This is a genomic window from Porphyromonas pogonae, assembly GCF_036320655.1.
In the GTDB taxonomy this organism is placed as follows: Bacteria; Bacteroidota; Bacteroidia; order Bacteroidales; family Porphyromonadaceae; genus Porphyromonas; species Porphyromonas pogonae.
Genome location: NZ_CP143258.1, coordinates 131,306 through 149,382, shown reverse-complemented (window position 1 = coordinate 149,382; position 18,077 = coordinate 131,306). Strand labels below are relative to the sequence as shown.

Genomic DNA, 18,077 nt, shown 5'->3' with positions numbered 1-18,077 from the left:
AAAGCTGCATTCAATGTCCCCTCTCTTTTTCTGACAAAATGGTAGTTCTATAGGGAGTTTGGACCCTAATCTTAAAAAAAGAGGCTATATCATGGATCGATCGGATTCGATTGGTGATATAGCCTCTTGTCCCTCGCGTAAAAAGGGATGATGTGAAAGAATATTTTGTGAGATTACTTTCTCTTCAATATCTGCGCACTTCTTGCGGGTATGTAGATATTGAAGTGGTATCCTTCGATTTCTTTACCGTCTTCATCCACGTTGCGCATGGTCTGGTGCGTGATGCTGTCATCGGATAGGCCGAAACCGCCGAATGCTTTGTCATCAGTATTGAGTAGTACTCCATACTCACCTTTAGGTGCGGGGATGGGATAGTCTGTATAGGAGTTTTCGGGGCTGAAATTGAAGATGAAAAGCATATCACCTCTGGAGTAGCAGAGTACCTGGTCATCATTGTTGGCATATAGCTCAGTGAGATCGAGTTTCTCGAAATGCTTGACGGAATTGATGAATTCGATCATGGCTTTGTCAAACTCCAACAGCTGATGGTATTTGAGGTCTTTGTTATCGGCAAGGCTCCATTGGCGACGTGCATGCTGATATGACCAATCATTGCCCGCTCTGGGGAAATCTATCCATTCAGGATGTCCGAATTCATTACCCATAAAGTTGAGATAGCCACCATTGATAGTCGTAGCTGTGATGAGTTTCATCATCTTGCTTTTGGCAATACCGCTATCTACTCTGATGTTTTTGTCCTCTTTGGACATGTGCCAGTACATATCGGAGTCGATCATGCGGAAGATAAACGTTTTGTCTCCTACCAGTGCTTGGTCGTGGCTCTCTACATAGCTGATGGTCTTCTCATCATCCCTTCTATTGGTAATCTGGTAGAAGATATCGCCCGGTTTCCAGTCTTCGTCACGGAGCTTGGCTATAGCTTCTGCCCAGAAGTCGGGTATATTCATCGCCATGCGATAATCAAAACCGAAGCCTCCGTCCTCAACCTTGACTGCCAAGCCCGGCATACCGCTTACTTCCTCTGCTATGGTGATAGCCTGAGGATGAAGTTGGTGAATGAGCTTGTTGGCTATGGTGAGATAAGCCATGGCATCGGCATCCTGGTGGCCATTGAAGTAATCGGCGTAGCTATTGAATGTTTCGCCCAACCCGTGAGAGTAGTATAACATAGACGATACGCCGTCGAAGCGGAAACCGTCGAGCTGGAACTCCTCAAGCCAGTACTTGCAGTTCGAGAGTAGGAAGTGCACTACATTGTTGCGTCCGTAGTCGAAACAAAGAGAATCCCATGCCGGGTGTTCGCCACGGGGGCCTTCGTGGAAGAAAAGGGTGCGTGTGCCGTCATATCTTGCCAGACCTTCCACTTCGTTTTTCACTGCGTGCGAGTGTACCAGATCCATGATTACTCTGATGCCCATGCCGTGAGCGGTATCGATGAGTTCTTTTAGCTCTTCGGGAGTACCAAAGCGACTGCTCGGTGCAAAAAAGTTGGAAACGTGGTAGCCAAACGAAGCATAATAAGGATGCTCCTGAATCCCCATAATCTGTATGGTGTTGTATCCAAGATCTTTGATTCGGGGCAATATGTTCTGAGTAAAATCGCTGTATGTATTGACTTTCCCTTCTTCTGATGACATCCCAATGTGGCATTCATAGATCAGCAAGGGCTCATCGGTATGATCGATCCTCAGGTTCTGAAAGGCATATTTCTTTTCCGGATTCCATATTTGAGCACTGAATATGCCTGTATCGGGATCCTGCACTACTCTGTTGGCCCATGCCGGGATTCTCTGGCCTGATCCGTGGCTCCAAACTACAAAGAGCTTGTAGTGATCGCCATGTTTCAGAGAATCACCAAGGATGTTTATCTCCCAGTTGCCGTAGTCGTCTATTCTGGAAAGGCTCCATACAGACATGACTTGCCAGTCGTTGAACGAACCGATGAGATACACTTCAGCAGCTCCCGGCAGGAAATCTCTGATCACCCATGAACCGTCGGTTTTCTTGTGTGCTCCGTAATACAAATATCCGTCTGCAAAGTCTCTGAGGAGGATATCACCGCCTTGTGTCAATGAGCGCTCTCGCTGTTGAGTATAAAGATTCCTTCTTCTTATTCTCTCTTCGTATGGCTTAAGCCAAGGGTCTTTATCTGTTAATTTCATAATAACCAATAAGGTAAATGTCTCAAATATTATGGAAAGGTAATACTAAATTTTCAAATTGAGGATAAGTGTTGATGGTATGAGCTGTAAAGAGTCGGAAAAATCTTCAAATAGTCTCTTCCATAAGTCGTAACTTACAATCATGAAAGTTGACTCCTCGAGAAGTTCCTTGGAAGGAAGAGCAGCCGAAGGTAACAGGGTTTCATGTTGCGGGTTTATTTTGTCTTTGATGTCGAGTTGGGTAGCCAAAGGCTGCACCTTGATTTCACCGTGGTTGTTCTCGCGTATTGCTCTGGCATAGGACATGAGGCTGCAGTCTTTCTCATTGTCGATCAATACCAATATATTTTTGGGCTTGACAAAGTCACGGTCTACCAGAATACCTACGGAGCATGGTGAGTGCTTGACGAAGAAGTCCATCTTGTCCTTGAGCATTCTGTGCATCATCAGCAGGCTTTCTGCTGTGGCTACAGGCAAGCTGCCGAGTTTGCGTCGCATTCTTTTGCGGTAGCTGGTAGCTTCCTTGTCGTTTACTCTGCTGGAGAGTCCCAATCCTGCACCTACGAGTAGGAGATTATACCCCCCCTCGGCCAATTTCTGCATTACGGTATGCTCTACATTATCTGCTACCTCATAATGTATTTTTACAGGAAGGTTTAGCTTTTCGGATTCTATGAGCAGCGGCTTGAAACTTTCCTTGTAATAAGTATCGGCATATACGGGGTTGAGCTCTTTGTCCAGGGTAATGTGCATGGCGGTGATCTCCGGATGTACATTACCTCGGCGGAGCAATTGGTTGGCAAGGTTGAGCAGAAGGGCTCCCGATGAAGGTCTACCGAACGAAACCAATACTCGACCCATAGAGTATATGCTGGTGGTGTCAATTTCTTTTTTCTTGCGACGTTTGTAGAAGATATTGATGAAATCTATGAGGGGAGCTGTCATCACGGTGGTGATGATGGTCATCAGTACCAATATAGCATAAACCATGGGGGGCAGTACTCCCAACTCAAACCCTATGGCCAGTACTACAAGCTCCATCAGACCTCGGGTATTCATGAGAGCCCCCAGATAGAGACTTTCTTTGACCGGCTCGCCACATGCTCTGGCTGCGATGAATGTCCCGCCTACTTTGCCTACTACGGCTATGGCTACAAAGGCCAAAAGAAGTAGCCACATGTACATGTTATTGATGAGTCCGAGCTCGGTTTGCAGACCGGATGCTACGAAGAACAAAGGCAGGAAGAGCATAAGGGATACATCCTCCACCTTGTCGGTAATAATCCTCCTGAAGTTGACATCTTCCGGCATGATCAATCCGAGGATAAATGCCCCGAAGAGAGCATGCATGCTGAGCAACTCCGTAACGTAAGAGGAGAGGAGTAGGAGGATGAATATAATACCCACGAGTGTGTGACTTACAACCTCAGTATTGTCGAATACCTTTCCTATTACCTTGAACAGAGGTCGTATGATGCCGAACATGATGCCCAGATAGACGAGTAAGAACCCTAGGTTGTATATGCTGCTTAGCATGGAACCGCTCTGGGTGATGGCCAAGATACCCGCAAGGATGAGCCATGCTGTGATATCACCGTTAGCCGCTGAGGATAGAGCCAGCTTGCCCAGATGGGTGCGTGACATATTGTTTTCCTGAATGATACGTGCCAATACGGGAAACGCGGTGATACTCATGGCGATACCTACGAATAAGGCAAAGGGGACGAAGGGAATGTGCCCGTCTGCCGAAACGGTACTATATATATAGTAACTTATAGGAAGCGAGAGTGCGAAGGGTATGAATATCCCGGCATGACTGATAATAACACTGCTCGTAAATCGTTCTTTGATATCCCCAATGCGTAGCTCCATGCCCACTGCGAACATAAAAAGGATAAGCCCGAACTGGCTGAGAAGTTGCACATTCTGGAGGCTTTCCTTGGGGAAAAGGAAAGCAAATGTTTCGGGAAATACGGCTCCCAGCAAGGACGGGCCGAGCAGGATGCCTGCCACGATCTCACCGATGACTGCAGGTTGCTTCATCTTACTGAAGAGCCATCCCATAGTGCGGGCAGCAATAAGTATGACAAGTATCTGAAGCAGCAGTAATCCTATAGTGGATACTACGTGGTGCTGTACCGTTTCCTGAAAGATGCCGAAAGCTCCCGTAAGAGAGTCGGGCTGTGAAGAGGCTTGGCTCCCTCCATGATGCGGAAAAGCCGTAGTGCCGGCTTTGAGGGCAAAGAATAATGCTGCGGAAAACATCCCCAGCATCAATACGTAAAATAGAGAAGCCTTGAACTTGTTATCTTTCATCAAATAGTGAAAATATTTACTTAGGGAGGCTAAATTTACTAATTATTCACCATTTCTAAAGTATATTTGTGGTCAAAATCAATAGTTTGTGTAATGTTTTTTGGGATTCATTCGCAACGATGCTTCATGAAATGATGAAAAAACTCAAAACAATAGAAATAGAGCGACTGGATACAGATGCTTTCAGAGCTGTACGCAAGGTTCCCATCACGGTAGTATTGGATAGTGTGAGAAGTATGAACAATGTGGGAGCCGTATTCCGTACAGCCGATGCTTTTCGTATTGATCAAGTGATGTTGTGTGGTATTACGGCTTGCCCACCGCATCCGGATATCCATAAGACAGCCTTGGGCGCGGAAGAGAGTATGACGTGGTGCTACCGTGCCTCTGCAGAAGAAGCCGTGACTGAGCTCAAAAGCGCCGGTGTCAGAGTATATGCTTTGGAACAAGCCACAGATAGCATTTCATTGGAAACCTTCCAGGTAGATACTTCTCTGCAATATGCTTTGGTACTCGGCAATGAAGTGAAAGGTGTACGGCAAAGCGTGATAGACCTCTGCGACGGCTGTATAGAAATACCCCAATACGGTACTAAACACTCTCTCAATGTAAGTGTGGCGGCAGGCATAACTATGTGGCATTTGTCACATCCTTTTTTTGAAGATTTGTAGTATTAGGCCAAAGAGAGATGATTACTAAGTCCGAGATTGTTTCTACAGAAGACGGTAGTGTTACGATTTATCATGCCGGAGTGGGCGAGCATTACCATTCTACCCATGGAGCCATGCAGGAGAGCAGGCACATCTTTATGCAGTCGGGGTTGGACTATCGAATTGCAACATTGCCTCAGGATCGGCATAGCCCTCTTACAATATTTGAAGTCGGTTTCGGTACCGGGCTCAATGCTCTGCTTACAATCCACGAATCCGAGATAAGACACACCTCCATACGATACTATTCTATAGAAAAATATCCCCTTCTTCCCGATGTATATAACCGCTTGTCATACGAGGTAAATGGTATGCCCGATGCTGACCCATTATTAAACAAGCTTCATGTGGCTGAGTGGGATAAGGACGTTGCTTTAACGGCTAACTTCACGTTACATAAGTTAAAAGGAGATCTCTTGGATGGATTATTCCTTAGACATCCCATTGACTTAATATATTTCGATGCTTTTTCACCCGAAGCCCAACCGTTGTTATGGGAAGAGCGCGTATTCAGGTCATTGTATGATAAATGTGCTGAAGGTGCAGTGTTGGTCACGTATTGTGCCAAAGGAGAGGTGCGCAGGCGCCTCGGGCGAGCTGGGTTTATAGTGGAAAGGCTTGCGGGACCTCCCGGCAAACGGGAGATATTGCGAGCAGTGAAACCTATTGTATGAGTTGTAATAACCATAATAAAAGCCCCGGCTCTCCAGTGGAGTGTCGGGGCTTTCATCGTGGTCTGCGTGCAGGCAGACACACTTCTCACAAATCACTAAACAGTATATAAAAACAGTAAAGGGTAGTTATTCTAAATCAGGGATCTTGGACCAATCGATCTCCATTACTTTATTAAGATCAAATTTTTCGGTACTGATATTCACTGATGTGATAATGGGGATGTAATTCAATTGCCAGAATAGACCCCTGTAAGGAGCAGTAAGATTGGACAAATCGAATTTGATACCGGTCTTTATCTTCACATTTTGAAGATCTTTGTTCACTTCATAGATTGCTGTATGCTCCAGAGTCCAATGTTTTAGGAATATATCAGGAAGTTCCTGCAAAGGAGTCATACCATTGTAGCCATAAGGGTGGGCAAAACCTACCGTGGCCTCTCTGAAGAAGGATGCTTCGCGTTGGACATTGGGGTATGCAAATCTGTCATAATCGTGGGTCCATGTTACAGCATTTGATACGGGGCTCACAACAGTTTTGGTATCTGCATTCTGCTGAGTATACTTGATTTCACGTCCTATATTGATTCCTGTAGAAAATACACCGGTTGAACTGACTCCGAGATTAAAACTGGTTTTGTCTGTAACCGTTTTTGTCTTGGGGGGGATAGTCTTGGGTGCATATGCCGATAGTCTTACTTGTGCTCCGCTTGACGGAGATATGGGTTCGATGTAATATGTGATGCCGGAAGGTACATTCAAGACCTTGTTGTTTACCCAGCTGAACCAGTTGCCTTCTGAGTAGTCTTGTGCCAGATTGGCCAGCGTACCGGGACCTTCGTTGTAAAACTCGATAACATTGTCGTTGCCGTATTTCTGCACTTTGAGTAATCGTGCTACCCAAGTAACCTGCACTACAAAACGAGCGTTGGACAGGTTGGAGGCAGGAGTACCTGATACTAATTTGTTGTTATAATCTACATAATAGAATGCCACAAATTTGATACTTGGTACTTTAAGATCTCCACGACCCGCTTTGAGCCCTACTTTGCCAATAGTTTTGCTTTCCGCCAGATCACGATCGATTTGGGTTTTTATGCTCATGTTCAAGTCCATGGCATGGTTGCTATTATTGCCGTAGATTACTTTGGGTGTGTTGAGATGTTGAGTGAGTTTGTCTTTTATTTCACTCCATCTTGTTTGAGAGTTTACCTTTTCCAAACTATCAAGTTGGGCTTGTGTGTAACCTGCTTTCTTGGCAGAATCAATAGCTTCAGGGGTTTTGTACTCCTTAACTATGTTTTCATACCCTCCTTCTAAGTAGGTCATAGGTATACTTGTAGCACTTCTGGGTTTTACATCTGATGTGATGTCATGCGGCTGATATACATTGACCTGATAAGAATCGTCTTTGTCATGGCTAAAGAAATAAAGTCCCTCTCCCAAGTTGATACCTGTGACTTCCTTTACTTTATTTTGTCCGTCTTTGTCTGTAACATTGATGAGTAAACTTCTACGATCGGTATAAGCTTTTGCAAGAAACTTCAGATTGTCCTCAGACGTAGCTTTGTCAAGTGCGGTGTAAATTAAGTTTACACTATCGAGCATGGGTAACATCTCATTGTAAGATTTGCCGTTTGCATGCACTTGGTTGCCCGATACCCATTGAGAGGAGTTGCCGGAAAGAGTAAGAATCTCCACAGATGCAAAGCTGCGAGGTGTTTGGTGCAAAACCTTGTCAGAGATGTCTTTGCTACATGAGCCTAAAGCAAAGAGTGACACTGTTGCTACCAGTAAAAGTTTTATTCTTCTGTTCATAATTCAACAAAAATTTAAACGAATAACAATAATTTGCTTCGATTCCGAATTTGCATCATCGGAAGTCATTAAAAATTATAGCTTGTAGCTGTAATGTTTTAATGGAATATTGTAGGTTTTGATTAATGGTTGATCCTCACATTGAAAAGTTTCTTGCTTTTCAATGAATGAATTAGAGCTACAAATTCATAGAAACGAAGCTAAAACAAACATCATCTCTCTATAGATGATATATCAAGAGGGTAATAAAGGTGGACATAACTGACAATGGTTGGGATTTTTTCTCAATCGATAAATAAGTATGTCCGTGCTCTCGTAGAGCAACCTTGATTAAATCAAAACTCTGTCTTTAATCCAAAGGGTGTATCGCCTTTTTGGGGGAAATCCTTTCAATCACAAAGATTACTCTATTGCCAAAACACGTAATCTCCGTATCAGAAGAGTCTGAAAAAAGAATAATTTTAATTGTTATTCATTTAATGCGCATTAAACGGATTGCACAAAAACAATCATTCTGTGCACAAAAGTATGATAAGAATTCTGATTATACAAGTTTAGAATGCTTTTTTACAATAAATTTTATCAATAAGTGTATAAATCGGGATGATTATAACCCGATGTTTAGAACCAAGATATACAGATGAAGACTTATATATCTCGTATCTTTTTTGCCGGATTACCTGCCCAAAGGGTATTGCCCGGTACATCCTTTGTAACCACACTGCCTGCCCCTATCACAGCGTTGTCTCCTATAGTAATCCCCGGCACTACCGTGACATTGCCTCCTATCCATACATTGTTGCCGATGATAATGGGTCTGCCTCGCTCTACTCCTGATTTTCTAAGATCAGCATCAAGCGGATGTCCCACAGTATAGAGGTGCACTCCCGGGGCTATAAGCACATCATCGCCGATAATAATGGGTGCAGAGTCCAAAAAGATAGCATTGTGATTGATAAAAACACGTTGCCCCAGTCTTATATTGTATCCGTAATCACAGATAAAAGGAGAGAGTATATTGGAGCCTTCGCCTATGCCTCCCAGCAATGATACGAGAATTTCATGAACATAATCGTATTGGTCGGGAGCAAGGCTATTGAAGTCGTGTAATAATTTTTTTGCATGCATGATCTCGGCAAATACTTCTTTGTCCATGGGGTGATACCATTGGCCTTGCGCTTTTTTTTCTTTTTCAGTCATGCTCAAAGTGGAGTTATTGTTTGTAACAAAAATAAACCGTTTCAGCGAGGTTTACAGCCTTATTCTATTAATAAAATAGAGAGAGGAAGAATTTATCATAGAATAATATGAATTATATTTGTGATATATACAATGTCCAAACTAAGTTTATTATGCCTTTGTGTCCTTATTGCTCGCTATGCGGTATTATGATGGAAAATCCTGCTTTGTATGGCACGGATGCCCATGGGGAAGTAGACAATCGCTATTGCATCTACTGCTATTCCCGAGGTGTCTTGCACCCGGTGGAAGATAACAAAGTAGCTGAAGATATATAATAGACCGATATTACCCACCGTTGACTTCCATGAAAATAATATCTTACATAGAAAAAATCATATTGCTTATCATATTTATGAGTGCTGCTTTTGTTGATAGTCGTACAGCTTTGGCTCAGGGAAAAGACTATAGTGTTTTCAGAGTAATGAGCTACAATGTGGAAAACTTGTTTGACTGTGCCCATGACGAAGGTAAAGATGATACTGACTTTACCCCTGAGGGCTCTATGCACTGGACAGAGAGTAAGTATAGGCGTAAGCTTCATGCTATAGCAGAGGTGATCTCGAGTGTGGGGCAGTGGGGTTGGCCTGCATTGGTGGGACTTGTGGAGGTTGAAAATGACGAAGCTCTGCAGGCTCTTCTCTCCTATACCCCTCTGGGACGTGTGGGGTATAAGTACATCATGACACATAGTCCTGATAGACGTGGTGTAGATGTGGCTTTACTTTATCTCCCGGACAAATTCAAACTGATCACAAGCTATGAGTACCAAGTGGAATTTTCGGATTCTCCGGACAAAGTATCGAGAAATGTATTGCATGTTCAGGGACAATTGGAGAATGGAGCCACTCTTCATGCTATGGTTTGTCATTTGCCGTCTCGTCGCGAAGGAGCCCGAAAAACGTCATTCTTCAGACGTGATGCTACAGGGCTGATCAGAGAGAAGTGTGACAGCTTGGCAGGAGTGGATCGTAGTGTCCGAGTAATCATTATGGGAGACTTCAACGGTGAGCCGGAAGAAGCTGCTACTACACTGGAGCTAAGAGCAGGTTTGCTATTGCCACATCGAGAGGCAAGTGATATAGAGTTCCCTCCTCAGCTTTACAATCTCTTCGGTAAGCATGCATCATTGAACCCTCCCGGCAGCTATGTTTACAAAGGCCGTTGGACACAGCTGGATCAAATCATTATATCACAGTCACTCATCCTCAAAGATGCTCCTCTTGTATATAAGAGAGGTACTGCACGTACAGTATATATACCGCGACTGGTAAAGCCCGCAGATAATGTGGGGCAGATGCAACCCTACCGCACCTATTTGGGGACTTATTACCAAGGAGGGTATAGCGATCACTTACCTGTAATAGCGGATTTTGTGTTGCAGTGACATCTTGTCACTTGCATCACTTTGGCACACACGTTGTATCTAAAGAGAATAGAAGCATTTTTAATGTTAAATATTAATTTAATAACTAACAAAAATAAGATTATGAACATTAAACCATTGGCAGACCGTGTGCTCGTAAAGCCGGCTCCGGCTGAAGAGAAAACTATCAGCGGTATCATTATTCCGGACTCAGCAAAAGAAAAACCTCTCAAAGGCGAAGTATTGGCTATTGGCAACGGTACTAAAGACGAAGAAATGGTAGTAAAACCCGGTGATGAGGTACTATATGGTAAATATGCAGGTACCGAACTGGAATTGGATGGTGAGAAATATCTCATCATGCGCCAAAGCGATATCCTCGCTATTATTTAATTACATCTATCTTATCTTAAATTTTTAACGATAATGCCATATTCCGCATAGGACATGAATGTGGATTATCAGCATATTGAAACAAACAACTAATTATAATGGCTAAAGAAATTAAGTTTAACATGGAGGCCCGCGACCTGCTAAAAAAGGGCGTGGATGAACTGGCAAATGCCGTAAAAGTAACTTTAGGGCCTAAAGGACGTAATGTGATTTTGAGCAAAACTTACGGTGCTCCACACATTACTAAAGATGGGGTATCGGTTGCGAAAGAAATCGAACTCGAGTGTCCTTATCAAAACATGGGAGCACAACTCGTAAAAGAAGTGGCAAGCAAAACCAATGATGATGCCGGTGATGGTACTACTACTGCCACCATATTGGCTCAAAGTATCATCAGTGTAGGTCTCAAAAACGTTACTGCCGGTGCTAATCCTATGGATCTCAAGAGAGGTATCGACAAGGCTGTGGAGACTGTAGTGGCTGATATCAAAGCACAGGCACAAGAGATCGGTGATGATTTCGGCAAGATTGAGCATGTAGCTAAGATTTCTGCTAATGGTGATGAAAACATTGGAGCTCTTATCGCTGAAGCTATGCGCAAGGTGAAAAAGGAAGGTGTAATCACCGTTGAGGAAGCCAAAGGTACCGAAACGACTGTAGATATTGTAGAAGGTATGCAGTTTGACAGAGGATATATCTCTCCCTACTTTGTAACCAATACAGATAAGATGGAAGCTCAGCTCGAGAATCCTTATATTCTTATCTACGACAAGAAGATATCTGTTCTCAAAGAAGTACTCCCCATCCTCGAACAAACTGTACAGTCAGGACGTCCTTTACTTATCATCGCTGAAGATATTGATAGCGAAGCATTGACTACCTTGGTCGTGAACAGACTGAGAGGTAGCCTCAAGATTTGTGCTGTGAAAGCTCCTGGATTTGGCGATCGTAGAAAAGCTATGCTTGAAGATATTGCTACTCTTACCGGGGGTACGGTGATCAGCGAAGAGGTAGGCCTTAAGCTTGATGCTGTGACAATGGATATGTTGGGTACCGCAGAGAAAGTAACTGTGGACAAAGACAACACAACCATCGTGAATGGAGCCGGGGAGAAAGGTAAAATTGCCGATCGTGTAGCTCAAATCAAAGCTCAGATGGAAAGCACTACGTCTGACTATGACAGAGAAAAACTTCAAGAGCGTTTGGCAAAGCTTGCCGGCGGTGTGGCTGTACTCTATGTAGGTGCTGCCAGCGAAGTGGAAATGAAAGAGAAGAAGGATCGCGTTGAAGATGCTTTAAGCGCAACTCGTGCTGCTGTTGAAGAAGGTACAGTACCCGGTGGTGGCACTGCTTATATTCGTGCTATAGCTGCGTTGGATAACCTCAAAGGCGAAAACGAAGACGAAAGCACGGGTATTGATATTGTAAAGAGAGCTATTGAAGAGCCTCTTCGTCAGATTGTAGCTAACTCAGGTAAAGAAGGAGCTGTGATCGTACAACGAGTGAAAGAAGGTGAAGCTGACTTTGGATACAATGCACGTACTGATAAGTTCGAGCATCTGTATGCTTCCGGAGTTATTGATCCTGCTAAGGTTACACGTGTGGCTCTTGAGAATGCTGCTTCCATAGCAGGAATGTTCTTGACCACAGAGTGTGTAGTAGCAGACAAGAAAGAAGAAGGTGCTCCAGCCATGCCTCCTATGAACCCAGGTATGGGCATGGGCGGTATGATGTAGTCTATAAAAGAATAAATAGGAGAGCATTGTTGTAAACTAATGCTCTATATAAAAAATAACCCTCTGCAGGAAGCTGCAGAGGGTTATTTTTTATTTGATATTTTGTTATCTTCTTTTGGGGAAGGGCACTCCTTTGAGCATATTTGCAGAGGGTTTGTCAGTAGTGTCTTTACCATTTGTAAGCCACTCCAGCGATACTCGTGTGAAGTAAATATCATATGCGGGATGATCATCTTCTTCAGAGATAATCCCGATAGTTCCGTCAGGCATTACAGTGAGTTCACTGTACGCAGCTTCCCCTTTGCAGATTACTTTCTTTACAGGCCAAGTTTTACCTTCATCCGTACTAAGGAACAAAGTTAGATTAGTTCTTTCTTCATTAGCAGGCAGGGTGTGCAGTAGACGATCTTTTTTTGCTCCTTCCTTGATCAATGAATATCGTAGAATAGAGGCGTTGCAATTATTACCGTTTATCTCAGGCCATTGAGCCAGTTGTGTCCATGTCATCCCTAAGTTTGATGTAATAGCATAGCTACGGTTATTGGGGTTTTTATCCCTGTTGCGACTCGATACTAGTAGTCTGCCATCAGCAAGTTCTACCACTTTGGACTCGTCTCCGTTGAATCGTAACGGGTTAGAAGTCTTCCATGTCTTACCCCCATCTTCAGAGTAAACGAGTACATTAGCCATTTTACCGCCCCATTCGGCAGATGTGCGGAAAGCACCCACAAATATGATCACACCTTTGGAGGTCACAATGCCTCTTCCCGAACCTATAAATCCTCCCGGCCATTTGCCTTTTTTGTACAAAGGATCGCTTATCTTTCTGGGAGCCGACCATGAACGCCCGCTGTTGAAACTCTGCGAAACATATATATTGAGTCTGTTTTCCGGTGTTGACCCCCATAGCCCTGTTTTTCCTCCGATAAACATCATGGTGATTGTATTACCATTTACAGCTATAGCCGCATCCCCATATCCGTAAGAAGGTGAGCCTTTGGCTACCGTAATCGGTTGTGACCATGTTTTGCCACCATCAAAACTCCGCTTTACTTCTACGTCAATGTCATTGGGCAGATCCGCAGAGTTGTTTTTGCGACGGTCTGCGCTTACAACCAAAGAGCCATCGGCACACGTCACAATGCCCGGTATTCTATAACTTGCTGCACCTTTGTCTCCCGGTGACCACAATAGGGTTCTTTGCAAAACTATTTCATAGCTTGTGGGCGGTGTGGAGACAAAATCAAATGAATCACAATTGTCCATTTGCAGTTTCACCGGTTTTGTTTGTACTATATTACCTTCTTTGGCATTGTCGGCAATCGTATACACCAGCCACACGCACTTATTAGGGGTCCATCTTATAGGCCCTTTATTGCCTTTGATAGCCAGCTTATCTCCTTCGGGAGCACCTTCACCTATCAGTTGCAAAGGATGAGTAGGGCTGTATCTGTCGTTGATGTCAGAGAGATAAAGCCTTGCCGATACAATGTCTTTGGGGTCTGTGGATCCTGTGAGATCGAATGTAAATTCTTTGATGCCTCCAGCTTTATCGGCTTTGTCGAAATAGGGGATGTACACACTGATGGGCTGATTAGATCCTCTACCGATAAGGCTTGCATTAGTGGCATGCGAAGCAATGCTGTCAAGATTTGTTTTGTTGGGAACGGGCTTCGCTGTCGAACGTGTCTGTGCACCCGCCACCATAGTGGCCGATATACATAACGTAGAAAATAAAAGTGTTTTAAAAGCTCTACCTAAGTAAGTCATTTTATTGTTGTTTGATTTCTTTTTTCAATAACGTAGTAATAGGTTATTTTCTTATTTTGAAATAATAGACAACCTGTACAAAAGAAAGGGTGGAAGTAAAAATAAGGATGAAGTTATAAAAGGCCGTTAAAGGATGTTAACTTCTATTTATATTAAATAATTTACTTTCCAATATTTACAAAGATAGGTATTTTATCCAACTAAAGCCAAAACATACCATGGGTATAGTCACTATAGTAAATACACAAAAAATGGAAGCTCTGAGTGGGCTTCCATTTTTTATTGTATCATCCAACGCTCCCTCTTACACGGGGTTGCCATGGTTAGTTTATATGATTTTAGCCGTCGTGTTTGTCCCACGACTTACATCATCTTGAGAGCAATTTTTGTGAATTTGAGCATTTGGTCAAAAGCAATAAGCCACTCCCATAACCAGGAAGTTGTAGCCCAATTGTGTGGAGGTGCTACTAATAGCTTTTTCATTATTGTTTATTAACGTGAGTTCGGTCTAAGCGTGGTGTACTAAGTGGGTTGATGGATTGTGTATGATTTCTAGGTTTAATTCCGGCTTTTTGGGTAGCAGATTGTAGGCAATTATGCCGGCAATCAAATTAATGGCGAAATTATTGACGCTTCTATGTCGTGTATGCTCTATTTGACAAACGTTTTTGAGTAGATCATTAACGGTTTCCACAAGTGCTCTTTTTCTGAGTAATATCCTATCATACAGGCTCATCAGAGTGTTTTTCATGTTTTTCTTTATCTTCGTAATCATGTGTATGTCGTCAATGAAGAGCTTATCGAAAAGACTTTGTGAGATGTATCCTCTGTCGGCAACAAGTTTGCCGAATAGTTTCTTCGTGAAGGTTCCGCCTTTAAGTGGAGCACGGTCATCCGTATTCCCCGGTGTGATTTGATATTGAATGATTTCCCCCCGGTCGTTAATCACAATATGTAGTTTGAAACCATAGAACCATCCCATACTGCATTTGCCCTTTTGGGCCCATCCTTTCATGGTCTTATGCCCGTGTGCCCGCTTGATATGGCAGGTGCGTAAAGGTGTGGAATCAATGAATGAGATACCGGTGCATTCGCCCAGACAACACATATTGAGAAATGAAATTAGTTTGAATGCCACCTTGCTTTGTAATTCCACAAAACGATTGTAAGAGACCAACGAAGGAAAATCCGAATGACATTGTTGCGTAATATATTGAAGATAAAAGGACTTAAAATCGCGATACCTCGAATGATGGAAAAGAATCAGAATAGTCATGATTTCAGCATCGGACATCCTAAACTTGCGATTTCTTCGCTTTTTGTTTCCTTCGCAAAGGGTTCTTTGCTGAATCAAGGTATCGAAAAGTTTGGAAAAATCATCGGTAAGACAGAAAATTTCAACTATATTTTTTTTCATAAAGTGGTGTTTTGTTTGTTTATATCTTATTGATTATCAACTACTAAGATACAAATAATTCACCACTTTTGCAATGAAACACATAAGAAATTACACTGATTTACAACACCTTGTAAACTCTATTATTCCTATTATCCCTTATATCGAACTCACGTTTTATTATGTAATTGTAATTATTTTCTCCCTCAGCTTAATGGCGTAAAATTGTTCCCCGCCCCTTGCTTATATACTTCTTATCTCGCACTAAGACAGAAAAAATCGTAATATTAAAGAGCCAAACAGCATTGCTCTTCCTTTATATTTCTTATCTGAGTTTTGCGTCGCAAATCAATACATTAAAAATGAATTTATGGAGTCTCTCTTAATTTTTCTTTAGCGTCGGTTTCTTGAGCTTAAGGTGGGAATGTTTGCAGAGAAATTGATATTAAAGTCAATGCATTTTACAGATGAAGATTTCTCGACTAATATTTCACTTTACCCACAATTGTCTTGCTCAAAAGTCTTGCCTATATAATTTGATACTCCCCCTATTGGTAATGTCACTTTTATGGCATTAGAGACAAGAAAATTTTATTTTTGTTTTGTGTTTTCGATGCCCTGCTTATTTATATTTTGTGTAAATAACGATGCTATGCAAAACTTTTCTAACTCCAATTTCTAACGCCTTATCTCAACGCCTGTTACGAAATAAAGGTGCGTTGTTGATAACTTTCGATATGTGCTGATGTTGTTGGTGTAATTGATTCTTTTGTAGTTTATTACGACTATTCTGTTAGGTGTTGGTAACTTTGTTTCGTAACATATTGATAACAAAACCAATACATTTTATTTTAAAAAAACAAGAGAAAATGAGGCTTTTTTATTTCAATCTTAATGACAATCTTTGTAGTATAGATTAACGAAAAATACGTTCTCAAGTTTATGTCTAACAGCACCGATGTTCACGGCCTCTGGCAAGAGTGCCTCAAGACCCTACGCTCTTTGGTTGAATCCAAAGCGTTCGAGACATGGTTCCTTCCCATAGTCCCGATCTCTATAGAGCAGCAGAAATTGACATTGGAAGTCCCTTCTCCCTATTTTGGCGAATATTTGGAAACGCATTTCCCTCGTGAGATCAGCCATGTATTGGCTCAACATATTGGTCCCGGTGCCTCACTCTACTTTGACATCCTTGTAGACAGCAAAGCTCCCAAAAGAGAAGATGCTACCATGACAGTAGCGTCCAGCTCCACATCCAAAGCACCTGCACCGCTTGCTTCGGGCAATGTGCTCAATGATCCGCTTGCCCGGAAGAACGAGTTCAATTCTTTCCTCAATGACAAGCTTAGCTTTGAGACATTCTATGAGAGTGACTGCAACCACGTAGCCAGAGCTGTGGCAGAAGCTGTAGCGGCCAAGCCCGGCCAATCGCCCCTCAACCCTTTCTTTCTTTATGGTCCCAGCGGTGTAGGTAAGACCCATCTCTGCCAAGCTATAGGTCTTAGGGTCAAAGCTCAGCATCCGGAAATGCGTGTACTCTATGTTTCCAGCCAGCAATTCGAAGCTCAATATGTGACTGCTTCCCGTTTTCATGAGAGAACGGACTTTATCAATTTCTATCAGCAAATTGATCTCTTGATCATTGATGATATTCAGGGATTGATAGGCAAGACCAAAACGCAGCAGGCCTTTTTTGAAGTGTTTAACCATTTGTACTTGCTCAACAAACAAATAGTACTCACCTCCGACAAGCCACCTGTGGATCTGAGCGGTATGGAAGACAGGCTTATCAGTCGCATCAAAGGCTCAGTGACCCTTTCTCTGGCACGACCCGATATCGACCTCAGGCGTAAGATACTCCAGGAAAAAGTGGCGGAGAGTGGCATTCGTTTGGGTGACGAAGTCATGGAGTTTATAGCTAGTAATGTACAAAATAATGTACGTGAACTCGAAGGCACTCTGAGCTCTTTGCTTACCTATGCCCTTATCACCAAAAGAAAAATTGATCTCGACTTTACTCGCGATATTGTGAGCCAATCCGTTTCTATGGAGAAGCATGAGATCACCATAGAAGGTATCCAAAGTGTAATCAGCAAGGTCTTTCATATTGAGATAGACCAGATGAAAGATAAAACCCGCAGGCAGGACGTAGTGGCCGCTCGTCAAGCTGTCATGTATCTTGCCAAAAAACACACTTCTCACTCACTTGTTGCCATAGGTGAGATGCTGGGTAGGCGCAATCATGCCACAGTACTACACGGTTGCAACTCTGTAGCCACACGTATGGAGCAGGACAATGCTTTCCGTGCTACTATAGAGCGTGTAGAGGAGATGTTGTCCGCTTCGTAAATAATTACAAAGGTCAAAAAAGAAGCCTATAAAACAGTCAATACTTATTTTATCTCTGTAACATATCCTCTTTCATACTTTACAGAGAACAAACAACGAATGTCACCTGCTCTTTCAGGTGGCATTTTTT

The 18,077-nt window shown here is 42.9% G+C and carries 13 protein-coding genes; 7 read left to right on the top strand and 6 right to left on the bottom strand.

The window, feature by feature from the left end; genetic code table 11:
* Positions 1-173: 173 nt before the first annotated feature.
* Both VYJ22_RS00600 and VYJ22_RS00595 read right to left on the bottom strand, forming a co-directional pair.
* Positions 174-2,192: an alpha-amylase family glycosyl hydrolase gene (locus tag VYJ22_RS00600; protein ID WP_407989085.1), complete on the bottom strand. Its 2,019-nt coding sequence runs from the start codon at positions 2,190-2,192 to the stop codon at positions 174-176.
* Between the two features lie 36 nt (positions 2,193-2,228).
* Entirely contained in the window at positions 2,229-4,499 is a 2,271-nt protein-coding gene (locus VYJ22_RS00595; RefSeq protein ID WP_329904411.1) for a cation:proton antiporter, read from the bottom strand.
* A 134-nt stretch (positions 4,500-4,633) separates the two neighbouring features.
* On the opposite strand from VYJ22_RS00595, the gene VYJ22_RS00590 reads away from it, so the two are divergent.
* Positions 4,634-5,170, top strand: coding sequence for an RNA methyltransferase (locus tag VYJ22_RS00590; RefSeq protein WP_329905625.1), 537 nt, complete (start codon positions 4,634-4,636; stop codon positions 5,168-5,170).
* 17 nt (positions 5,171-5,187) lie between these two features.
* Entirely contained in the window at positions 5,188-5,883 is a 696-nt protein-coding gene (gene mnmD / locus VYJ22_RS00585) for a tRNA (5-methylaminomethyl-2-thiouridine)(34)-methyltransferase MnmD (RefSeq protein ID WP_329904410.1), read from the top strand.
* Between the two features lie 126 nt (positions 5,884-6,009).
* On the opposite strand, the gene VYJ22_RS00580 is transcribed toward mnmD, so the two are convergent.
* Together VYJ22_RS00580 and VYJ22_RS00575 are read right to left on the bottom strand one after the other, a co-directional pair.
* The gene (locus VYJ22_RS00580; RefSeq protein WP_329904409.1) at positions 6,010-7,698 is read right to left on the bottom strand and encodes a hypothetical protein; all 1,689 of its coding nucleotides are present in this window, start codon (positions 7,696-7,698) and stop codon (positions 6,010-6,012) included.
* Between the two features lie 648 nt (positions 7,699-8,346).
* Positions 8,347-8,898 carry a sugar O-acetyltransferase gene (locus VYJ22_RS00575; RefSeq protein ID WP_329904408.1) on the bottom strand — a complete coding sequence of 184 codons (552 nt, stop codon included), beginning with the start codon at positions 8,896-8,898 and terminating at the stop codon, positions 8,347-8,349.
* A 107-nt stretch (positions 8,899-9,005) separates the two neighbouring features.
* Here VYJ22_RS00575 and VYJ22_RS00570 point away from each other — a divergent pair, with 107 nt between their 5' ends.
* From VYJ22_RS00570 to groL, 4 genes are all read left to right on the top strand, one after another.
* Positions 9,006-9,215, top strand: a complete 210-nt coding sequence (locus tag VYJ22_RS00570; RefSeq protein WP_329904407.1) for a zinc ribbon domain-containing protein — start codon at positions 9,006-9,008, stop codon at positions 9,213-9,215.
* Positions 9,216-9,244: 29 nt separating this feature from the next.
* Entirely contained in the window at positions 9,245-10,324 is a 1,080-nt protein-coding gene (locus VYJ22_RS00565) for an endonuclease/exonuclease/phosphatase family protein (protein ID WP_329904406.1), read from the top strand.
* Positions 10,325-10,426: 102 nt separating this feature from the next.
* Entirely contained in the window at positions 10,427-10,696 is a 270-nt protein-coding gene (locus VYJ22_RS00560) for a co-chaperone GroES (RefSeq protein WP_329904405.1), read from the top strand.
* Between the two features lie 98 nt (positions 10,697-10,794).
* Positions 10,795-12,432, top strand: coding sequence for a chaperonin GroEL (gene groL / locus VYJ22_RS00555; protein WP_329904404.1), 1,638 nt, complete (start codon positions 10,795-10,797; stop codon positions 12,430-12,432).
* Positions 12,433-12,537: 105 nt separating this feature from the next.
* On the opposite strand, the gene VYJ22_RS00550 is transcribed toward groL, so the two are convergent.
* Positions 12,538-14,202: a sialidase family protein gene (locus VYJ22_RS00550; RefSeq protein WP_329904403.1), complete on the bottom strand. Its 1,665-nt coding sequence runs from the start codon at positions 14,200-14,202 to the stop codon at positions 12,538-12,540.
* Between the two features lie 508 nt (positions 14,203-14,710).
* A complete protein-coding gene (locus VYJ22_RS00545; RefSeq protein ID WP_329904402.1) occupies positions 14,711-15,619 on the bottom strand; it encodes an IS982 family transposase in 909 nt (302 codons plus the stop codon).
* Positions 15,620-16,540: 921 nt separating this feature from the next.
* On the opposite strand from VYJ22_RS00545, the gene dnaA reads away from it, so the two are divergent.
* Positions 16,541-17,947, top strand: a complete 1,407-nt coding sequence (gene dnaA / locus VYJ22_RS00540; protein WP_329904400.1) for a chromosomal replication initiator protein DnaA — start codon at positions 16,541-16,543, stop codon at positions 17,945-17,947.
* Positions 17,948-18,077 lie beyond the last annotated feature (130 nt).